The following is a 14,394-nucleotide window of genomic DNA, read 5'->3' as shown; positions in this document are numbered from 1 at the left end:
AGGTCGCGCGACGATGGACCTGAAGGTGCGGTATGCCCGGCGCCCGATGCGACGAGGCGAGCTCATCGCCGCGTGGGAGTTCCTGCTCGACCGGTTGGAAGACGGTGCTTCGCACCTTGTCGAGCTCACCGGCGACCCCGGCATGGGAAAGTCCCGGTTTCTGGTCGATCTCGCCGAGCTGGCCCGGCGGCGGAAGGTGCCCACGGTGACCGGCAGACCACGTAGCCTGCCCGCACCCGCCGTACCGAGCCCGGAAGGGCGGGTGATCCTGATCGATGATCTCCATCATCTCGGCCCCGGCGAACTCCCCGCTTTCGGCAGCCTGCTTGCTGCCCTGCCGACGCGGCCCGTGCTGCTCCTGGTAGCGAGCAGGCCGCGGCAGATGCCGTCGCGCGTGGCGGCGGTGATGGAGTCGCTCCATCCCATGCGCTGGCAACTCGCTGGACTTGACGGGGACGAGCTGGACGCGCTGGGAGCAGACGCTCTGTGTGGGGCGCATCGGCGAGCGGAGTTCGCGCTCTGCCATGGCAATCCGCGCTATGTGCGCCTGCTCGTGGACTGGTGCACATCGATGGCGCCGTGTCCGGGCGATCCCCTGCTCGGCCTGCAGACTCCACCCTCCGCAGCCGTGCTGCTCGCCGAATTCGCGGGCCTCAGCGGCACGGCTGCGCTCGTCGCCGACTCGGCGGCGGTCCTGGGCGGCTCGTTCGACGCCGACCTGCTGGCCGCTGTCGCGGAGTTGCCTCGCACGCAGGTGCTGGAGGCGCTGGACGAACTGACCGCCACCGACCTTCTCCGTGCGATTCCAGGAACGGCCCAGCTCTGCTTCCGTCATCCCCTGCTGCGCGCGGTGTGGTACGGCATGGTGCCCGTCGGCCGACGCCTCGGGGCCCACCAACGCGCTGAGGCGGCCCTTCGCGCCCTGTGCGGGCCTCCGCAAACCTACGCGTTCCATGTGGAGCGCTCGGCACCTGTCGGCGACCGGGCCGCCGCGCTCGTGCTGGCCCAGGCCGGCAGCGGTATGCGGGCACGCGACCCGCGACTGGCGGCTCACTGGTTCCGTGCGGCGCTGCGCATCCTCCCGCTCGGCACGAGCACTGTCAGGACGCACGGCCCCTTGCTCGCGTCCGGTGCGGCGGCCGCCTGGCGAGGCGGATTGAACCGCCTCTGCGCCGCCTTCTTGCGCAAGTATGATCAACTCCCTCGGAGTGACGTGGATGCGGCCGCCATCACCGATGCGGCCACCAGCCGGGCTGCTCTCGAACTGCAGTCGGGACGAACCGAGGACGCGGTGCGGACTCTGGAGCAGGCCCTGCGCCAGGTGGCGGATCATCCCTCGGCGGAGGAGACCGTCCGGCTCAGGATCGAGCTGGCCCGCGTCGTACATGACGCGCAGCACGCCGCGGAGGTGGCCGAGGACGCCCTCCTCGCCGCGGCCGGCTCAGGTGATCAGCGCCTGCGCGCCGCGGCGTTGGCGGCGTTCGCCCTGGCGAAGTTCTCCTGCGGCGCTCTCGAATCCAGCCGCAGCGCCGCGGCGGAGGCCAGCCGCCTGCTCGATCAGCAACCTGACGAGGTGATCGCGGGCACGCTGGACGCCCTGATCGATCTCGGACGGGCAGAGCTCGGCCTGGAGACGTATGAGCCTGCCATACGCCATCTGGCTCGTTGCGCGGCGATCGCGACGGACACCGGTCAATGGCCCTCGTCCGTGACCGCCTCCATCGCGCTGGGCACCGCACAGCTGAGGCTGGGCCGCCGGGACGAGGCCACGCGAACCGCAGAATGCGCGGTGCTGCTCGCATCGGACCTGGAAGCCCCGAGTCTGAGCGCATCGGCGCTGGCGCTGCGTGCCGTCACGGCCGGGGTTCCACGGAATGGGCAGCCGGTGACCGAGCCTGCCGACCCGCACGAGCCGTCCAACGGCCGGACGTGCCTGGACCTGCTGAGCCGGCGCGAGCAGGAGGTGGCCGTGCTGGTCAGCCAGGGGCGCACGAACCGGCAGATCGCCAGGGCCCTGGCCGTGAGCCACAAGACGGTGGAGACACACCTCAGCCGGATCTTCGGTAAACTGAGTGTCTCCTCACGAGCCGAGATCGCCAACATGGTCGGCCGGGCCGCCGCAGGCGCCGGGGCCGCGCGGCAGGGCTGATGCCGTGCCGGAGCACCCGGCCTGCCCCGCCGGCGGGGCAGGCCGGGTGGCGTTGCCGAACTCAGTCAGACGGCTGACGCTGCGCGCACAGGAGCACCGAGAGCTCCCGGACGGTTGGGCCGTCGAAGAAGTCGAGCAGTGACAACTCGACGTCAAGCTCGCTCCTGATCCGGCCGATAAGCCGCCCGGCGGTGAGTGAGTGCCCGCCCAGTGCGAAGAAGTCGTCCTCGGGGCCCACCTCGGACAGCCCGAGCAACTCGGCGAACATACCGGCCAAGCGCTCTTCGAGCACACCAGCCGAGAGTTCAGTCGGCATACCGCACCTCCTCGGACACCGCGGACAGCCGCTGACGGACGCTCAGGGGCCGAATGTCCGGCCACACTGCGTCAATGTGCTCCAGACACTCCGCCTTGACTCCCTCGAAGCCTGTCGCCCGCCAGCCGGGCGGAAGGTTCCGGCCCACCGGCCAGATCGAGTGCTGCTCCTCGTCGTTGACCACGACCCGCAGGATCTGATTTTCGTCGCTGAACAAGATGTTCCCCTTGATGTGAGACGGCCGGAGATCAGTTGCCGACCGACGGATTGTTGTAGAGCCGTCCCTCGGACCAGACGTAACGCGCGCTTTCACGCCATACAGATGGGCATGGTGTACGGCTCAACCCACGCCCCTCAACGTGTCCGAGATCCTCGCGATGAGATCCGCCGAGTGTTCCCAGAGGAAGAAGTGTCCACCTGGGTAGATATGGATGGACGTGCCGGCCGTACTCAGCTCGCGCCAGCGTTCCAGGCCGTCACGCGGCGCATGGGGGTCCGCATCGCCGCTGAACACCAGGATCCGGCAGACGAGTGGCTCCTGCGGTCTGGCCTGGTACGTCTCCACCGCGGTGAAGTCCGCGCGTAGCACCGGCAGCATCAGGTCCAGCAGGTCCCGGTGCTCGGCCAGCTCCGGCGCGATCCCGCCGAGCGCCTCTATCTTGTGCAGGAACGCCTCATCCGGCATCTGGTGGTAGGGAACGAAATCGGGGTCCACTGCGTGCGGGGCTCGTCGCCCGGACACCGCAAGCAGCTCCGGCTTCGCAGCCCCGGCACGGGCCAGCTCCACGGCGACCTCGTAGGCGAGAATCGTCCCCATGCTGTGCCCGTACAGACCGTACGGCCGCCCGTCGAGGTCGGCGGCTATCGCTCGGCTGATGTCCGGCACCAGTGAGCGCAGATCCGTGACCGCGGGCTCGCTGTAGCGCTCCTGACGACCGGGGAGCTGAACTGCCGCGAGTTCCACGTCGGGAGGGAACAGCGCGGCCCAGGGCCGATACGCGCTGGCCGAACCGCCTGCGAAGGGAAAGCAGTACAGCCTCACAGCCGCGCCGCCAGCGGGGGTGAGCCGGTGGATCCAGCCCGGCGAGGCGATGGTAGTCATATAAGCTCACTGTCTGCAGAAGGGACGGCAGAGGCGGGCGGGGACCGGACCTCGGCCAAGGGTAGATGAGCGATGCCGGGCGGAGCCTGCTGAGCCGGGTCACAGCCCCCGCGCCTTCACATCGTTGTTCATGCCTTGTCCCGCGGCGTGGACGCACGCAGCAGGGCGAGCCGTTCCGCCAGTTGACTGAGGTCGCTGTACTCGTAGACGGTGCGTAGGGGGACCGTCACGCTGATGGCCCGTGACAGTTCGTCGACGACGCGCACTGCTGTCAGCGAGCTCCCGCCGAGCAGGAAGAAGTCGTCCTCACCCGACCGCACCTCGACCTCCAGAACCTCGGCCCACACCTTCGCGACGAGAATTTCCAGCTCACCCGTGAGTCGGCCGACGTTCTGGGCATCACCCGGATCGGCCTGCGGCGGTGCGGGGTCCTCCGCCGGCAGCCTCGCCGACCGGACCGGCAGAGCGAGCGGCGACGCGGCCGATATCGGCAGACGGGGGTCGCGGACGACGGCGCGGAGGATGTCGAGGTAGCAGTCGAGCAGTTCCTCGATGGTCCGCCGGTCGAAGACGGCGACGGGATAGGCCAGGTCCACACGCCCCCTCCCCCGCGCAAGCTCCAAGCTGGCCAGCAGATCATGCGGAACATGCGTGATCTCGATGGGAGCGGGTTCGACCTGCGTCCCCTGCAGTAGCAGCGAGGCTCCGAAACCCTGGACAGAAGACACCCCCACGCGGAACAGAGGCTCCAGAGCGGCTCCTGGCCGTGGCGGCAGCATCTGGACGATGCGTTCGAACGGCAGCTCGTGCTCCTGCGCGTGCACCAGTGCCACGCGCCCCTCTCGCAGCACTTCGGTGAACGACTTTCCCGGATCAAGCCGGAGCCGCACAGGCAGCACGCTCGCGAAGCAACCGACCAGTTCATGCGTCACCGGCGCGGACCGGTTGGCGGTCGCCACACCGAGCACCAGGTCTCGCCTGCCCGACCAGTGGCCGAGCAGGGCGGCGAACGCGATCAGCAGTACCGCGAACGGGGTTGACCGAGTGACCCGCGCGAGCTGCTCAACACCGGCCAGCGTCTCCTCGTCCAGATCCCGGCCGATCCGCTCCGCGCGATACTCCATGTCGTCGTGACCGGGACGATCGGTCGGCAACAGCAGCGGGGCGGGGAGATCGTGCAGCTGCGCATGCCAGTAGGCGAGCGCGGCGGTGCCCTCCCCCCGCTCGGCCGACTGCCTGCACTCGTCCGCCCATTGCCCATACGTGAGCGGCAGTTCGGGCAGGCCGGGCTCCCGCCCGTCGAGCCGGGCCGCGTAGAAGGCGTCGAGCTCCCGGTAGAGAATCTCAAAGGACCAGCCGTCCACCGCGATGTGGTGCACCAGCAGCATCAAGACGTGATCGTCGGGCCCCTTGGCGAACAGTCGTGCCGACAGGACAGGGCCGTGCTCCAGATCGACGCCCTTCGCGTAGAGCCACGCGATCCGTCCGTCGATCCAGGCATTCGTGTCGGGGATATCGTCCGGTACCCGCTCGACCAACAGGTCAAAGACGCGAGGGGCGGAGATCACCTGGGTCAGCCGGCCCTCGGATACGGCGAACGTCGTCCGCAGCGGCTCATGCCTGGCCACCACATCGGAGATGGCGTCTCGCAAGGCGGTCACGTCCAGCGCGCCACGGATGCGGAAGACACGACGGACCAGGAACGACGTGTCCGTCCTGCCGCGCAGGTCCTGAGCGATCCACATCCCGTGTTGCTCGTACGAAGGCAGCCGACGCATGTACTTCCCACCTCTCCGGGCGACCCTGCTCGTCGTCCACATTCGGCCAGCCGGAAGTGAGGTGGGAGTCAGGGTTATCCCCGACTGGGCAGCCGGGGACCAACCGCCGAGTATGGCGATTCCGCGGCCGGACAGTCCGGCCGGTTGGCCGAAGCGGAGTAATTGACCGTGGACATCGATCAGACGGACGGTGCGCCTTCACACCCCGGGGCTCCGGGCCCCAGGGCTCCGGGTAGGAAGTCCGTCCAGACGGACAGGGCGTGTCCCAGCCGTTCACCGCCGGCTCGGTAGATCGCGGTGGTAGTGACCATCGTCCGATCGGAGCGGCTGTCCATCCGGCCGACCACGACGTGGCATTCACCGGTGACCGGCAGGCGATCCAGTCGCGCCGTCATCCGGCTCAACACCATTGGGCCAGCGGACAGGTCGGCGGTCCAGCCCCCGGGACAGTCGAGTGCGGCCCAGGCGATCTGGACAGGCACCGACCGACCGTCGCCGCCGGCGAGGACCGGGTCGGGCGTCCAGGTGCAGGCGGTGCCGGGCGGCTCTCCTGGGAGCGGCCCGGGCCTCATCGCCAGGCTCTCCCGTTCCCCCCGTTCGGTGCCGCAGACGAAGCAGGACGGGAACGGGTGGCTGGACAGCCCCCGGTACTCCCGCTCCGCCCGCGCAGCCGCGCCGGGAGATACGAAAGCGGGGGTGTCGATATCGGGACGCGCGATCGCCACGCCCGCCACCAGTCGGTCGCCGTCCCACACATGCGCCCGCCGTCCTGCGGCGTCGGCACGGAGCGGAACGGCGAGAGGCGGCGGGGCGAACAGGGTGACCGTCAGGTCGACGGCGCCCAGAAGCTCGGCGGCCCGGTCCGCGAACAGGCCGCAGGCGTAGCCGCCGTTAGCGCTCAGTAACGGACCGTTGAAATGGTCCTTGACGTACAGCTCATCCATCGACCGAACTCCAGGGTGATCCGGTGGCCCCGCATGAGTATCGCCCAGGAGCCGCCCTGGTGGGCACCCTACGGCCCGGTCGCACGAGAGGACACCAGATGATTGCGACTACACCGCTGACCACGCCTGCTGACGTGGTCAGCGCGCTGGCTGCCGTCCTGCACCGGCGGACCGGTCAGGAACGAGTAGCCGTCCACTGCCGTATCACCGATGCCACAGGCTCCCGCACCGGCACCGTGACCGCCCACGTCGACGGGGACACCGTCTTCGGTGAGCTGGTTGCCCGTCATGCTGCCGACCTGCGCGGCCTGACAACCGATACGAACGTCGCAGAGAACTGCGACGCTGTACTTACGCTGGCAGCGGATGGTGCGGTGCTGTCGCTTCTTCTCGGTACGCACCATGAGCCGGGGACGGACCGGCGGCCCACGCCCGCCGAGGAGCAGGTCCTGAGGCAGGTACGCGGCGTGCTCGGCGCGGGTGATGCGCTCACGGGCCTCGCCGTGGGGGAACTCGATCTGATGGACCGGCAGGAGAGACTGTTGCTCCAGGAGCGGGTCGCCGGCCCCGCCGGCCCGCCCGCTCGCTGTGTCCACCAGCTTGTGCTCGAACAGGCGGAACGCACTCCAGACTCGATCGCCGTGAACCTGGGCGAGGAAGCGCTGACCTATCGGGACCTCGCCGTACAGTCACGACTACTCGCCGACGATCTGCGGAGACTCGGCGCGGGACCCGGGTCGGTCATCGGCGTACTGCACCAGCGGTCGCCGCAGTTGGTGGTCTCCCTGCTCGCGGTGCTCAGAACGGGTGCCGCCTACCTCGCACTCGATCCTGAGGATCCGCCGGCCCGCTGGAAACAGTGGCTGGACGACGCGGGCGCGAGACTGATCCTCACCGAGGAACGGTTCCAGGACGAGATCCCTGAGGGCGTCGCGGTGCTGGTTCCGCGGCCGCGGTCCGGAGAGGACTTCAACGGGCAGGACGTCGTCATCGGCCCGGACGCCGTAGCCTACGTAGCCTATACATCGGGCTCCACCGGCGAGCCCAAAGGCGTGGCCGTGCCCCATCGGGCGATCGCCCGCCTCGTGCACCATCCGGACTGGATCTCGCTCTCAGCCTCCGATGTCTTTTTGCAGCTCAGCCCTGTCGCATTCGACGCGTCGACGCTGGAGATCTGGGCGCCGCTGGTGCACGGCGCACGGCTCGCCGTCCTGCCTTCCGGACCCACGACGACAGAACGGCTGGCCGAAACGCTGATCACCGAGGGTGTGACCGTCCTTTGGCTCACCGCTGGCCTCTTTCAACGAATGGTCATCACCCAGCCCAAGGCGCTCGGTGGCTTGCGGCAGGTCATCGCAGGAGGTGACGTTGTCTCCCCCATCCAAGTTGCCCGTTTGCTAGCAGCCTGTCCCGAATTGCGCTTTACCAACGGCTACGGCCCAACCGAGAACACCACCTTCACCAGCACGTGGACGACCATGGGACCGTTCGACGACAGCTTGAACTCTGTGCCGATCGGCCGCCCCATCGGCGGCACCAGGGTCGCGGTGCTTGACTGCGCACTGCGTCCGGTGCCCACCGGCGTGATCGGCGAGCTCTACACCTCCGGGGAGGGCCTGGCTCACGGCTACCTGAATCGGGCCGACGCCACCGCCGAACGATTCATCCCCGACCCTTATGCCCCTGAATCCGGCGGGCGGATGTACCGTACCGGCGATCTTGCCCGCTGGACCTCAGACGGGACACTCGAGTTCGTGGGGCGCGCCGACAGCCAGATAAAGATCCGGGGCTACCGGGTCGAACCTGGAGGAATCGAGACGGAGCTGCTGCGCAGCCCGGAAGTCCACCAAGCGGTGGTCGTAGCTCAGCCCGACGGATCCGGGGGCAAGCGTTTACTGGCGTACATCGTGCCCTCCGCGCAAGGCGCCATCGAGGGCTCCGCCCTCGGGCCGCTGCTGCGGGAACGGCTTTCCGCCGTCCTTCCTTCCCATCAAGTGCCCTGGGCCGTCTTGACCCGGGCCGAGCTGCCGCTCACGCCCAGCGGCAAGGTCGACCGCGCCGCCCTGCCCGCGACCCGCCGGGTACCACGCAACGTATGGAACGAGTACGTCGCGCCGCGCTATCTCCTGGAGACGGAACTGGCCGAGATGTGGGGCGAGTTACTCGGCGTCGAACCCGTGGGTGTGGAGGACGACCTGTTCGACCTCGGCGGCCACTCGCTACTGGCCGTTGATCTCATCGAAAAGATCCGTGCCCGTTACGGCGTGGCGCTTCAGGCCCGGATTCTGTATCTCCAGCCAACCATCGCCGAACTGGCAGAGAACCTCACCTCGCTCCTGCCCGCAGCCAAACCTCAGGCGGTCCACCCATGACGACTCCCCTTCCTGTCTTCGGCCGCTGCCCGGTCCAGGGCGGGGCCTATGACCTTGTCGACCCGCAAGTCCACAGCAATGGGCGACCACACGAGATCTGGCGGGCGATGCGGGCGATGCGGCCCGTGAGCTGGCATCCCGTCAGCCCCGACCTGGGGTTCTGGCAGGTCACCAAACACGACGACGTCGCTCTCGTCTTGCGCGACTACGCTACGTTCACCTCCGAGCGCGGCACCATGATCGACCTGCTGGGCACGGACGACCCGGCGGGCGGCAGCCAGTTGGCCGTTACCGACCCACCGCGGCACGGCGTGATGCGGGCCCCTCTGCAGCAGGCACTCACGCTCAAAGCCGTGGAGCACCGGCAGCATGTCATCCAGGAACAGGTCGAATCGCTGCTCCGCCCTTTGCAGGACGGCGGAGTATTCGACTTCGCCGACGCCATGCTGGGGCTCCCAATGGCGGTGACGGGTGTGCTGATGGGACTTCCGACGGCAGATTGGAAACGCCTGACCCGTCTCACCACGGTCTGCATAGCGCCGGACGATCCGGAGTACCGACACCCGCGCGGACGTGAGCACACCCTCAAGGCCGCTCACCGGGAGCTGTTCGCATACTTCCAGGACATCGTCAAGGAACGCGAACGAAACCTGGGCGACGATCTCATCAGTGTCCTGCTGCGCACCGAGTTCGACGGACGGCGAATGTCGACCGGGGAAATCGTTTCCAACTGCTACAGCATGCTGCTCGGCGCCAATGTCACCACACCCCACGCGCCGAGCTTCGCGCTGGTCGAGCTGCTCGGCACCGAGAGGCTGGACGACTGGGCGGCCCATCCCGAGCTAGTGAAAAGCGGTGTGGAGGAGGCCCTGCGCTGGGCCTCTCCCATCACCTACTTCATGCGTTACGCCACCAAGGACACGGAGATCAGAGGCGTGCCAATCGCCTCCGGCGATGCGGTCGTGGCATGGATCGCCTCAGCCAACCGGGACGAGGAGGCGTTCGACAATCCGTTCGTCTTCGACATCCGCCGCAAGCCCAACCGCCACATCGCCTTCGGCGCCGGCCCGCACCACTGCGTCGGCCACATGGTGGCGCGAGTGACGCTCCGGCTGCTCTTCACCGAACTCTTCAGCCGTTTCCGCGATCTCGCTCCGGCCGGCCGAGCCGAGCGGCTCCAGTCCAACTTCGTGTCGGGATACAAGCACCTGCCCATCACCGCACGGCTCAAGGAGCGCTGAATCTTGCGTACCAAATGGCTCATACGCCAGCCGTCACCACAGGCGGCCGCCCGGCTCTTCTGTATTCCCTATTCAGGGTGCGGGGCGAGCATGTATCGAAAGTGGCCCCACTTCGTGGGCGAGCTGGAGATCTGCCCGGTACAACTGCCAGGCCGGGAGAACCGTATGCGTGAGACCGCCTACGAGACCAACGAGGCATTGGCTGTAGACCTTGCCGACGCCCTGCTACCTTATCTCGACCGCCCTTTCGGTCTCTTCGGTCACTGTGGATCAGCCCTGGCCGCGTTCGCGACGACTGTGCAGCTCAGCGCTCTGGACCTCCCGACACCCACACGTATCTTCCTGTCATCCCAAGTAGCCCCGCACGAGGAGCCTTTCGGCCGCCTGCTGGCCATGCGGGACGACGAACTGCGGGACGAGCTGGTCCGGCTGATGATCGAGATGGGGGCGACGCCGGTACCCGACCTGATCGACCTGGCGCACGAGATCCTGTTGACGGACATGGGAGCCACTCGCAGATACCGGCTGCCCGCTCCCATCCATCTACCGGTTCCGATCACCGCGATCGGCTGGACCCGGGATGTGGACGTGTCCGCGCTACGCATCAAGGGCTGGGCGGAGTACGGCGACACGACGTTCGAGTTGCTCGACGGGGTCCACTACCGCTTCCTGGAGGCCCCAGGAGAACTGATGGAGCTCTTCCGTCGAAACCTGGTGAAGCCGACGAATTAGATGGGGTACGACCCTCGCCACCGGCTACTCCTCGCCGGTGAGCCAACCACGTGCAGCGGCGCGGATGCCGGCCTGGAACCTGCTCCGCGCCTCCAGTCGCGCCATCAGTTCGGCGGCGACGCGACGGGCCGTCCTGGGCGAGACGCCCAGGCGCTTGGCGATCACTTCGTCCGTGTAGCCCTCGGCGAGCAACTGGAGCACCGCCGCTTCCTGCTGGCTGAGACCACGATCGTCCCGCGACCGCTGTTCGTGCGCCTCCAGGGCACGCGCATCCCGCCAGAACAACGTGAAGAGCTCGCACAGAGCGGTCAGCACACCGCGGTTGGTGAGCAGCAGGGCACCGTCCGCACTGTTGTGGGGGTCCACGGGGATGATCGCCATGGATCTGTCCATGATCGTCATACGGATCGGGAGAACCGGCGTTGTGCGGACCTCCGCCCCTCGCTCCACCAGCCACTTCGCGTAGGTGACGCTCGCCGAGCAAGCGAGAAAGCTGTCCACGTAGAGCGTACGCATTCGCACACCCCGGGCAAGCAGTGCCTTGTCCTGGGGGCGCGCCGCGGCCCGATTGTCCTCGCTCTGCCCACCGCCCGGCACGAGGGCCATGAGCTCGTACCTGACCTCACGGGACAGCAGGCCGAGCTGCTCGCGGATCTCGGCCAGGTCCTCAAGATGCCGGATGCCGCTACGGCCCGGCCGCTCCGTTGCGGTCATCGCCAGGTCTACGACCAGTTCGTCCGCGGCGCTCCTGGCAGCCTCCACTCGGTGCAGTTCCTGCTGAATCCGGAGTCTGCGCCGCTCGATGAGTGCACCGATCCCCACCTCCGGATGCACCGGCCGATACTGGGCCGCGACGCCGGACGCTGGGCGCACTAGGGACATCTCGTGCAGCTGGTCGAGTGCTTCGCGCAGCCTGGTATCGGAGATCTGGAGGCGGGCGCCAATGGTCGCCAGGTCGTCCTCGGGACACTGCAGCATGGCACGATAGAGATTCTCGGCAATCGCATCGAGCCCCAGGGACTCGAGCACCCCCCCGTCTCCCACCGCGTTCCTCTCTGGTCAGCCTCACGCCATCAAGATCTTCGATCAGTGTCAGCCAATCCGGACCGAGGGCTTTGGCGCACCGATCAGTCCTTGACGCTCGATGCGCTTTCCCCGAATAGCCTTGATTGTACCAATTCTCAAAGAGACTCTAGATGCAATTCATCCATGTCCACCTGAATATCCCGTTCGAGCTCACAGTGCCGCCGGACCTGCCGGCGGTCGTGTACGCCCAGGCCACCGAGGAGCAGCGGATCGAGCATGCGTCTCTCGCCTACGACCAGTTAGGCATGGCGGTCCTCGGCGTCTTCCTCATGGCTCGCACGCTCGCCGAAGCAGAGGCCGTCGCCGTGGCCGCCATACACCAAGCCATCGCCGCCCTGCCACAGTTCGACGGCGTTGTCGTGCAGGAAGCCACAGGGTTCCGGAACTCCATCTGCGGATACCTTCCAGACCTGCGGAAAGTATTTACGCCGCACGCGTGCGTGACGGTTTGTCTGAATTCATAGCTGTCCGAGCTCCGCTGCTCGGGCCGGTAGGCGCGGGTCCGGCGCCGCATTGAAGATCATGGCTTGTGGCGCTGCGGGACCTGGTCGCCGGGTTCGGCGTCGATGTCGAGTTGTGCTACTCCCCCGATCGACTGGCCTGCAAGTCCGCCTGTCAGGCCTTGCCGGTCAGGCGGTAGGCGGCCAGCGGCTCGATCCCCAACCAGTGGTGCGCGGCGAACACAGCCGCCTCCGGATGCAACGGCACCGCCTCCCGCGGAGCAACATGCCGCTGGGCCCCGCCCGCTACAGCATCGTCTACATCTCTGACCCCGAAATCGGCATGCGCGGCATCCTCGCCCAACTCGTGACCGGACTGGGTGGCAACCCCCGGCCCCCACCTGCCACATTGATCCCGCAAGCCGCCGACACCCTCGCCGTCGAACACGCCGAACTCGGACGAACCTCCGTCCTGGTCATCGATGAGGCGCACCCGCTCAACCACGCCCATCTGGAAGCGCTGCACATGATGACCAACCACGAACTCGAGAGCCGCCAGCCGTTCGCTCTGCTGCTGCTCGGCCAGCCCACCCTCCGCCGCATGATCAAGCTCGGCGTCCTGGCCTCCCTCGACCAGCGAATCGCGGTGCGCTACCCCCGAGCACTGCCCGCGGTGCTTGGCCAATCAGCCAATGGACAAACTATGCCAATGGCCGAAACCGGAACTTGAGGTCCTCTCGACTAAGGCGCATCTTCGGTACCAGAATTACATCCAGGAGATGCTACTGGCACGCTCTCGTTCTGGGCCTCGCAATCCATGCTCGTTGCCTTCGACAACCTGGAGTCAGAGTGCATCGATTCATCATTGCCACCCTCTCGCTTATCATGACCCTGATGGTCTCCTTCGCCGGCTCGCCCGAATTTACTGCCGAGTCGGCACTCGCGGCCCTTGCACGCACAGACACGACCGGTTGGGAATGAGCTACCCTCTCCCTCTCATGCTCCGCCGATGGAGGCGTTTCGATGTATAGGATTGGACTCGCTCATCGGCATCCTCTTATCTGCTGGGCAATCGAGCACGCATTAAGGACCATCCTCAATGCGGAGGTCCTGGTCTTCGAACCTGTGGAGGCGAATGATGGTCCGTCCGTCGACACGCCGCTCGATGTGCTAGTGACAGACCGCCCGCTGAGCCAGTGGAACATCACCCACACACCGCATGACGTCGGGTATGTGCTGCTGCTCTCCCCGGATGGGCGCCTCTCCGGGGAGAGCACCGCCGGCGTCGATGGCTGCGTATCGGACATGCTGTCGGCACAGCGGATTGTCGAGGCCATCATGAATGCCGCCCAGACCCGTCGCCCGGCCGCAGCACGACCCCATCTATCACAGCGCGAGTTGCAGGTGCTGATATCCATCGCCGATGGCCTTACCCACGCCCAGATCGCCCGCCGGCTAGGTATCAGCCCACACACAGTAGACACCTACGTAAAACGCATCCGGTCAAAGGTCGGGGGCGGCAACAAGGCTCATCTCGTCAAAGTCTCTTTCGCAATGGCGTAGCGTGGGCGCGCTAGGGCGAGCGGGAAAGGCGGCACCCTGCCGTCCACGGCCGTTCCAAGATCATGAAGCGGTGTAGGTCGCGATCTGATCACGTACGGCGTGTTCGCCCTGAAATGAACTGAAGCTCCAGCTAGCAAGGGTCTTCTCACAGAACTTGCGCGCATGGAGCTTCAGCGTGACCCAGTGTGCCATCGTGCCCGCCGAACCGGTAGCGGCCGAGCCCGTCATCCGTGTTCCCCTCGGCGAAGCATGCGACGACCTGCTCGAACTTTTCAAGAAAGTGACCGATGGGCGCTCTGATCAAGGACGGGACCATCCGGTGACGGCGGTGCTCACCCTGGCCGCGGCGGCGACCGTGGCCGGGATGACGGGCTACCGCGCGATCACCGGCTGGATCGCGGACGTCCCCGTCGAGGTCCTGGCCGACCTCTACATGCGAGCAGGAGCGGCCCCGGCACCCGCGCCGGGCAAGACCACGATCTGGCGAGTCCTCACCGACACCGACGCCGACACCCTGGACGCCGCGATCGGCACCTGGCTCACGACCACCCTGCTGACCTGCATGAACGCCAGCGACGAGACAGGCGACGCGCCGCCGCTCGCCCATCTGCGGCTGGACGGCAAGACCGTCCGGGGCGCCAAGAACGACGACGGAACCCAAAGGCATCTGC

14 protein-coding genes are annotated in these 14,394 nt (G+C 67.2%); 8 read left to right on the top strand and 6 right to left on the bottom strand.

Annotated features, from left to right (window positions below):
• Window positions 1–13 precede the first annotated feature (13 nt).
• Entirely contained in the window at window positions 14–2,149 is a 2,136-nt protein-coding gene (locus ACFHYQ_RS03910) for a helix-turn-helix transcriptional regulator (protein WP_394299681.1), read from the top strand.
• A 61-nt stretch (window positions 2,150–2,210) separates the two neighbouring features.
• Here the strand turns inward: ACFHYQ_RS03910 and ACFHYQ_RS03905 are convergent, their stop codons facing one another.
• From ACFHYQ_RS03905 to ACFHYQ_RS03885, 5 genes are all read right to left on the bottom strand, one after another.
• A complete protein-coding gene (locus ACFHYQ_RS03905) occupies window positions 2,211–2,465 on the bottom strand; it encodes a phosphopantetheine-binding protein (RefSeq protein WP_394299680.1) in 255 nt (84 codons plus the stop codon).
• On the bottom strand, window positions 2,455–2,682 hold the full coding sequence (locus ACFHYQ_RS03900; RefSeq protein WP_394299679.1) for an MbtH family protein: 228 nt from the start codon (window positions 2,680–2,682) through the stop codon (window positions 2,455–2,457). The genes ACFHYQ_RS03905 and ACFHYQ_RS03900 overlap by 11 nt, the downstream gene beginning before the upstream one ends.
• A 123-nt stretch (window positions 2,683–2,805) precedes the next feature.
• Complete coding sequence (locus ACFHYQ_RS03895; protein ID WP_394299678.1) at window positions 2,806–3,567, bottom strand: thioesterase II family protein; 762 nt, start codon at window positions 3,565–3,567, stop codon at window positions 2,806–2,808.
• A 128-nt stretch (window positions 3,568–3,695) separates the two neighbouring features.
• Window positions 3,696–5,345 (bottom strand): condensation domain-containing protein, encoded by a 1,650-nt coding sequence (locus tag ACFHYQ_RS03890; protein ID WP_394299677.1) that lies wholly within the window; start codon window positions 5,343–5,345, stop codon window positions 3,696–3,698.
• A 179-nt stretch (window positions 5,346–5,524) separates the two neighbouring features.
• Window positions 5,525–6,289, bottom strand: coding sequence for a hypothetical protein (locus tag ACFHYQ_RS03885; RefSeq protein ID WP_394299676.1), 765 nt, complete (start codon window positions 6,287–6,289; stop codon window positions 5,525–5,527).
• Window positions 6,290–6,423: 134 nt separating this feature from the next.
• On the opposite strand from ACFHYQ_RS03885, the gene ACFHYQ_RS03880 reads away from it, so the two are divergent.
• The 3 genes from ACFHYQ_RS03880 to ACFHYQ_RS03870 are packed head-to-tail and all read left to right on the top strand — an operon-like array spanning window position 6,424 to window position 10,634.
• Window positions 6,424–8,661 carry an amino acid adenylation domain-containing protein gene (locus ACFHYQ_RS03880; protein WP_394299675.1) on the top strand — a complete coding sequence of 746 codons (2,238 nt, stop codon included), beginning with the start codon at window positions 6,424–6,426 and terminating at the stop codon, window positions 8,659–8,661.
• The gene (locus ACFHYQ_RS03875; RefSeq protein ID WP_394299674.1) at window positions 8,658–9,902 is read left to right on the top strand and encodes a cytochrome P450; all 1,245 of its coding nucleotides are present in this window, start codon (window positions 8,658–8,660) and stop codon (window positions 9,900–9,902) included. The genes ACFHYQ_RS03880 and ACFHYQ_RS03875 overlap by 4 nt, the downstream gene beginning before the upstream one ends.
• Before the next feature lie 3 nt (window positions 9,903–9,905).
• A complete protein-coding gene (locus ACFHYQ_RS03870) occupies window positions 9,906–10,634 on the top strand; it encodes a thioesterase II family protein (protein WP_394299673.1) in 729 nt (242 codons plus the stop codon).
• A 24-nt stretch (window positions 10,635–10,658) separates the two neighbouring features.
• Here the strand turns inward: ACFHYQ_RS03870 and ACFHYQ_RS03865 are convergent, their stop codons facing one another.
• Complete coding sequence (locus ACFHYQ_RS03865) at window positions 10,659–11,663, bottom strand: LuxR C-terminal-related transcriptional regulator (protein ID WP_394299672.1); 1,005 nt, start codon at window positions 11,661–11,663, stop codon at window positions 10,659–10,661.
• Window positions 11,664–11,830: 167 nt separating this feature from the next.
• Here ACFHYQ_RS03865 and ACFHYQ_RS03860 point away from each other — a divergent pair, with 167 nt between their 5' ends.
• The 4 genes from ACFHYQ_RS03860 to ACFHYQ_RS03845 form a co-directional block, all read left to right on the top strand.
• On the top strand, window positions 11,831–12,184 hold the full coding sequence (locus tag ACFHYQ_RS03860) for a hypothetical protein (RefSeq protein ID WP_394299671.1): 354 nt from the start codon (window positions 11,831–11,833) through the stop codon (window positions 12,182–12,184).
• 262 nt (window positions 12,185–12,446) lie between these two features.
• Window positions 12,447–12,890: an AAA family ATPase gene (locus tag ACFHYQ_RS03855; protein ID WP_394299670.1), complete on the top strand. Its 444-nt coding sequence runs from the start codon at window positions 12,447–12,449 to the stop codon at window positions 12,888–12,890.
• A gap of 395 nt (window positions 12,891–13,285) precedes the next feature.
• Window positions 13,286–13,723: a response regulator transcription factor gene (locus tag ACFHYQ_RS03850; RefSeq protein ID WP_394299669.1), complete on the top strand. Its 438-nt coding sequence runs from the start codon at window positions 13,286–13,288 to the stop codon at window positions 13,721–13,723.
• A gap of 175 nt (window positions 13,724–13,898) precedes the next feature.
• Window positions 13,899–14,394, top strand: a 496-nt coding sequence (locus tag ACFHYQ_RS03845) for a transposase family protein (RefSeq protein WP_394299668.1), incomplete at its 3' end; no start/stop codon positions are given.

The sequence above is a fragment of the Sphaerimonospora cavernae genome (assembly GCF_042435035.1).
In the GTDB taxonomy this organism is placed as follows: Bacteria; Actinomycetota; Actinomycetes; order Streptosporangiales; family Streptosporangiaceae; genus Sphaerimonospora; species Sphaerimonospora cavernae.
This window is presented reverse-complemented; position numbering and strand designations above follow the sequence as displayed.